This window comes from Teichococcus deserti (assembly GCF_001982615.1).
Classification (GTDB): Bacteria; Pseudomonadota; Alphaproteobacteria; order Acetobacterales; family Acetobacteraceae; genus Pseudoroseomonas; species Pseudoroseomonas deserti.
The window spans coordinates 1-5759 of record NZ_MLCO01000195.1 but is presented as its reverse complement, the minus strand read 5'-3'; the positions used below and the strand labels follow the sequence as shown (position 1 = coordinate 5759).

The following is a 5759-nucleotide window of genomic DNA, read 5'->3' as shown; positions in this document are numbered from 1 at the left end:
GAACAGAAAAAAGATGGGGTCCAGGGGAATTCATTCCCCTGGCCTACTTCTTGAACTCGAATTCTTCGACCGCTTCCCAAGGCCCCCCGCGATAGTGCCACAGCGCCATCCCGGTCCCGGCACCCTCGAAGGCCTCCAGCCCACCCGCCACCAGTTCCCGGGCCGTGTCGGGCGTGACGAAGTTCTGGATCGTCACATGCGGGCGGAATCCCTGGCGGTCCTGGGGTGTCAGGCGGCTGTGCCAGGCGCCCACCAGCATGCCGCGCAGCGCGACCAGGGCGGGGCTTTCCACCACCACGGCGGTGCCGCGGCCCAGGCTGCGCAACCCGGTGAAGCGCAGCGGCATGGGGGGCGTGCCGCCGGCCAGGACTGACAGGTTGGCGCGGACTTCGTCCAAGGCGTCGCCGGGCAGGGCGTGGAACAGGGTCAGGTGGGCGGACAGCTGGTTGCGCTCGGGCGGGAAGTGGCACCGGCGCAGGGCGTCGAGGCGGGCGAAGCTCGCCGGGTCGAGGGTCAGGGTCAGGATCAGCGGGTCGGGTGCGGCCATGCGTTCATCATGGGGCTTGGCCGTGGCGCCGCCAGGGGTGGCTGGCGTAGAATGGGCGGATGGCCGCTCCGCTCCCTGTCGCGCCTGACAGCGCCGACCCGAATTTCGCCGATCTGATCGCCGCCCGCCCGGGCCTGTCCATGCATGCGCAGGACGGCCTGGTGATGGAGGAGGTGCCGCTGTCCCGCATCGCGCGGGAAGTCGGCACGCCGACCTGGGTCTATTCCGCCGGCACGCTGCGCCGCCGTTACCGCGCGCTGAAAGCGGCCCTCGACGGCGCCGGGCTGAACGCCAGCGTGCATTACGCGACCAAGGCGAACGACAACCAGGCCGTGCTGCGGGTGCTCGCGGCCGAAGGGGCGGGGGCCGACATCGTCAGCGTCGGCGAGCTGCGCGCCACCATGGCGGCCGGCATCGCCGCCAGCCGGACGGTGTTCTCGGGCGTCGGCAAGAAGGCAGAGGAAATCCGTTTCGCGCTGGGCCAGGGCATCTTCCAGATCAATGCCGAGAGCGTGGAGGAGATCGCGATGATCTCGGCCATCGCGGCGGAGATGGGGGTGCTGGCGCCGGTGGCGCTGCGGGTGAACCCCGACGTGGACGCCAAGACCCACGCCAAGATCACCACCGGCAAGGCCGAGAACAAGTTCGGCATCGCCTTCGAGGATGCCGCACCCCTCTATGCCCGCATGGCGGCGCTGCCCGGCATCCGGCCGATCGGCATCGCGACGCATATCGGCAGCCAGATCACCGAGGGCGTCGCCGCCTTCCACGCCGCCTATGCGCGGCTTGCCGAGATGATCCGCGGCTTCCGCGCGAGCGGCCTGCCGGTGGAGCGGGTCGATTGCGGCGGGGGCTTGGGCATCCCCTATCGCGACGAGGTGGCGCCGCCGCCGGAGGCGCTGGCGGGTGCGATCAAGGCGACGCTGGGCGGGCTCGGCCTGCCGGTGATGCTGGAGCCGGGGCGCTGGATCGCCGGCCCCGCCGGCGTGCTGCTGGCCAGCATCGTGCTGCAGAAGCAGGGCTCGAACCGCCGCTTCCTGGTGGCCGACGCCGCGATGAACGACCTGATCCGCCCGGCGATGTACGAGGCCTGGCACGGCATCGTGCCGCTGGACCCGGTGCGCTTCGCCGATGACGCGATGCCGGCCGATATCGTGGGCCCCGTTTGCGAGAGCGGCGACACCTTCGCCCGCGGCCGCGCCATGCCGCTGATGGCTCCCGGCGATTTCATCGCATTTTTGGATGCGGGTGCCTATGGTGCCGTGATGAGCAGCACATACAACGCCCGACCCCTGGCGGCCGAGGTGCTGGTGGACGGCAACCGCTTCGCCGTCGTGCGGCCCCGGCAGATGCCTGAGGACCTGCTGGCGCATCAGCGCCTCCCGGACTGGCTGGCCCCGTGACGGAAGCGCGCGATCCGCTGTCCCGTCGCCTGGCGCACGGGCGGCGGCTCGCGCGCCTGGCGCTCGGCTGGGAGAGCCTCTGGCCCCGGCTGTGGCCCGCCCTCGGCGTCGTCGGGATCTTCCTGACCGTCGCCTTCGCGGGCGTTTTTTCGTTCCTCCCGGCCTGGCTGCATCTGCTGGTGCTGGCCGGCTTCATCGCGGCCTTCGGCTTCGCGATCTGGCGCGGCGCGCGCGGCTTTGCCTGGCCGGGCGATGCCGCGGCCGAGCGGCGGATCGAGGCTGCCTCCGGCCTGACGCACCGGCCGCTCTCCACCCTGCGCGACCGCGCGGTGACCCAGGACCCGGCGGCGCTGGCGCTCTGGCAGGCGCATCAGCGGCGGGTGCTGGCCAGGCTCGACCGGCTGCGCGTCGGCGGGCCGCGGCCGGACATGGTGCGGCGCGACCCGCGGGCCTTGCGGCTGGGGCTGGTGGTGGCGCTGGCGGCGGGCTTCGTCATGGCCGGCGGCGATGCCGGGCAGCGGCTGCGGCGGGCGATCTGGCCGAACCTGCAGGCCGCGCCGGTGGCCGTCGCCGCGCTGAAGCTGGAGGCCTGGGTGACGCCGCCCGCCTATACCGGCGCGGCGCCGGTCTTCCTCGACCCCAAGGGTGGCACGCTGACCGTGCCGCAGGGCAGCCGGCTGCAGATCGCCCTCTCGGGCGGCCGCGGCGGCGTGCCGGAGCTGAAGGTGGATGCGGCGGCGCAGCCGCTGCGGGCGCTGGATGCCGGCTCCTTCGCCGCCGAGCTGCCGCTGGAACGCGGCGCCCGCATCGCGCTCGGTCGCGACGGCCAGGAGCTCGCCGCGTGGACTTTCAGCCTGCAGGCCGATGCGCCGCCGACCGCCGCCTTCGCCGAGCCGCCCGGCCCGGCCGGCCGTGGCCTGGCCATCCGCCTGCCCTGGCGGGCCGAGGATGACTGGGGCGTCACCGCCGCGCGGGCCGAGCTGCGGCTGGTGGCCCGCCCCGAGGCCGAGCCGCTGCTGCTGGAGCTGCCGCTGGCCGGGTCCAACCCGCGGCAGCAGCGCGGGCTGGCGCAGCCGGACCTGTCGGCGCATCCCTGGGCCGGGCTGGCGGTGCGGATGCGCATCCTGGCGCGCGATGGCGCCGGGCAGGAGGGGTCCTCCGAGACGCGGGAAGTCACCCTGCCGGAGCGCGACTTCAACCATCCGGTGGCGCGCGCCCTGGTCGGGCTGCGCAAGGCGCTGTCGCTCGACCCCGAAGCGCGGGAGGCGGTGCGGCGCGGGCTGGACGAGCTGTCGTCCAAGCCGGACGATTTCGAGAACGACACCGCCACCTTCCTGGCGATGCGCGTGGCGCGGCACCGGCTGCAGCGCGACCGCCGACCGGAGGCGGTGGCGGAAGTCCAGGCGCTGATGTGGCAGACCGCCATCGCGCTGGAGGAAGGCCGCACCGACCGCACCGCGCGGGCGCTCGCCGAGGCGCGGGAAGCACTGCGCGAGGCGCTGGCCGAGGCCGAGCGGACGCCACCCGATGCCGCCGCGCGGGCCGAGCTGGAGCGCCGCGTGCAGGAGCTGCGCGAGGCGGTGCAGCGCCACCTTGAGGCGCTGGCCGAGCGGCTGCGCCAGGAGAATGCCGAGGCGATGCCCTTCGATCCCAGCCAGCGGCTGATGGACCAGCGCGAGCTGGACCGCCGCACGCAGGAGATGGAGCAGGCCGCGCGGGAGGGCCGTACCGACCGGCTGCAGCAGGAGCTGGCCGAGCTGGAGCGGATGCTGGACGCGCTGCAGCAGGGCCGGGTGGCGCGCAGCGAGGGCAGCAACACCAACAGCCAGCGGCAGCAGCAGCGGCAGCGCGGCCAGCAGCAGATGGGCGCGGTGCAGGACATGGTGCAGCGCCAGGGCGAGATGCTGGACCGCGCGCATCGCCGCGACGAGACCCAAGCGCCGCCGCCGCGCAACGGCGAGCGCCGCCCGAATGCGCAGCGCGGCCAGCCGCAGCAGGCGCAGCCGGGCGAGACACCCGAGGCGCGGGCGGCCGAGGCGCAGCGCGACGGCCGGCAGCAGCGCGCGCTGCGGCGGGCGCTGGGCGAGTTGATGCAGCAGTTCGGCGACCTGACCGGCGAGATCCCCGAGGCGCTGGGCCGGGCCGACCAGGCGATGCGCCAGGCGCAGGAGGCGCTGGGCCAGGGCGGCGACCCGGTGCCCAGCCAGCAGCAGGCGATCCGCGAGCTGCAGGAGGGCGGCCGCCAGATGGCGCAGTCCATGCAGCGCCAGTTCGGCCAGGGCGAGGGAGAGGGCGAAGGCCAGGGCCAGGCGCAGGAGGCCCCGGGCAATGCCCAGGGCGGCCAGGGCCAGGAGCGCGCCACGGGCCAGGCGCAAGGCCGCGACCCGCTGGGCCGCCCGACCCGCGAGGCCCCCGGCGCGAATGACCAGGGCAGCGACACCCAGGTGCCGCAGGAGGCCGAGATGCTGCGCAGCCGGCGCCTGCAGGAGGAGCTGCGGCGCCGCGGCGCCGAGCGCGAGCGCCCGCCAACCGAGCTCGACTACATCGATCGCCTTTTGCGGGCGTTCTGAGCAAGGCACCGCGGCATCGCCGCGGTGCGCGGATGTGGGGGGCCGGGGGCTTTCAATGCCCCCGGACTCTTACTTCCACTCGATGGCCGGGATCCTCCCGAGATTCAGCCTGGCCACCGAGATGGCCCTGTTCTCCAGGCTGACCGGCACCTCGAGCTGCGGCGCCCCCCCGTTCGGATCCGGCCGCTGCATCAGGGGCAGGATGGCCCGCGCCATGCCGGCCGAGCGTTGCGGCACCATCCCCGCCTGGACCAGCGCGTCGAGCAGCCGCGGCGCATTGGCCAGGCGCAGCGTCCCCGCGCCGACCGGCTGCAGGTTCGCATCGAGCGCGAAGGTCGCCGCCGCGCTGGCCGCGATCTCCGACCAGCGCAGGGTCAGGCCGCGCAGCTCCAGCGCGCCGCCGGCGTCGCGCCAGCGGGCGGCGCGCTCGGCGGGGGTGCCGGACACGGGCGGGGCGCCGTTCAGGGCGGCGTCCAGGGTGGCGCTCTCGATGCGCGGGCCGAGCGGCGTCTGCAGCGGCAGGACCACCCCTTCGAGGGCCAGCGTCAGACCGGTCTCGGCCGGGCCGGGCGTGGCGAGTTCACCGGACAGGCGGTCGATCACCACGGCGGCGTCGGCCGGGCCCAGGCGCAGGCCGCGGCCGTCCAGGCTGGCGCGGTCGGGCGGGGCGTCGGCGGAAAGGGCCAGGGTGGCCTGCAGGTCTTCCGCGGTGAAGGGCAGGGTGGTGGCGCCGAGGCGCAGCGCCTGCCGGCCCTGCGGCCGCAGCACCAGCCGGTCGAGGGCGGTGGGTCGGAGCTCGGCATCCAGCGCGTCGGCCTGCCAGGCCAGGCCCTGCGGCCCGGCGATGCGCCAGTCGGCCAGGGTCAGCCGGGCGGCGAAGGGCCAGCCGCCGCGGCGGGGCGGGGCATGGGCGATCTCCCAGCCCTGGGCGCGGCGCAGCGCCGTCCATTGGTCGAGGCCCTGCTCCATCCGGCCGAGCAGGAAGCTCCACAGCGCGTAATGGCCGCCGCCGAGGACGGCCAGCAGCAGCACGAGGCCGAGCAGCAGGCGGCCGCCGCGGCGACGGCGCGGGCGCTCGATGCGGCGGCGCTGGCGGGCGGCACTGCGGGGAGACTGGCTCTGATACACATCTGACGCTGCCGACGAGCCTACGGGGGGAGGTGGCGGGGGTCGCCGGAGCAGTAAAAGAAAAACAGAGAAAGACGAAAGGCAGAAAGGAGAACGGAAGAGATGAAAACA

4 protein-coding genes are annotated in these 5759 nt (G+C 74.5%); 2 read left to right on the top strand and 2 right to left on the bottom strand.

Annotation, left to right across the window (positions count from 1 at the left end):
- Positions 1 to 43: 43 nt before the first annotated feature.
- Complete coding sequence (locus BKE38_RS19050) at positions 44 to 547, bottom strand: 2'-5' RNA ligase family protein (protein WP_076958848.1); 504 nt, start codon at positions 545 to 547, stop codon at positions 44 to 46.
- A 59-nt stretch (positions 548 to 606) separates the two neighbouring features.
- Between BKE38_RS19050 and lysA the strand changes: the two genes are divergently transcribed.
- The gene (gene lysA / locus BKE38_RS19045) at positions 607 to 1950 is read left to right on the top strand and encodes a diaminopimelate decarboxylase (protein ID WP_076958847.1); all 1344 of its coding nucleotides are present in this window, start codon (positions 607 to 609) and stop codon (positions 1948 to 1950) included.
- Complete coding sequence (locus BKE38_RS19040) at positions 1947 to 4520, top strand: TIGR02302 family protein (protein ID WP_076958846.1); 2574 nt, start codon at positions 1947 to 1949, stop codon at positions 4518 to 4520. The genes lysA and BKE38_RS19040 overlap by 4 nt, the downstream gene beginning before the upstream one ends.
- Before the next feature lie 69 nt (positions 4521 to 4589).
- On the opposite strand, the gene BKE38_RS19035 is transcribed toward BKE38_RS19040, so the two are convergent.
- Positions 4590 to 5648 carry a DUF2125 domain-containing protein gene (locus BKE38_RS19035; protein ID WP_076958845.1) on the bottom strand — a complete coding sequence of 353 codons (1059 nt, stop codon included), beginning with the start codon at positions 5646 to 5648 and terminating at the stop codon, positions 4590 to 4592.
- Positions 5649 to 5759: the final 111 nt, after the last annotated feature.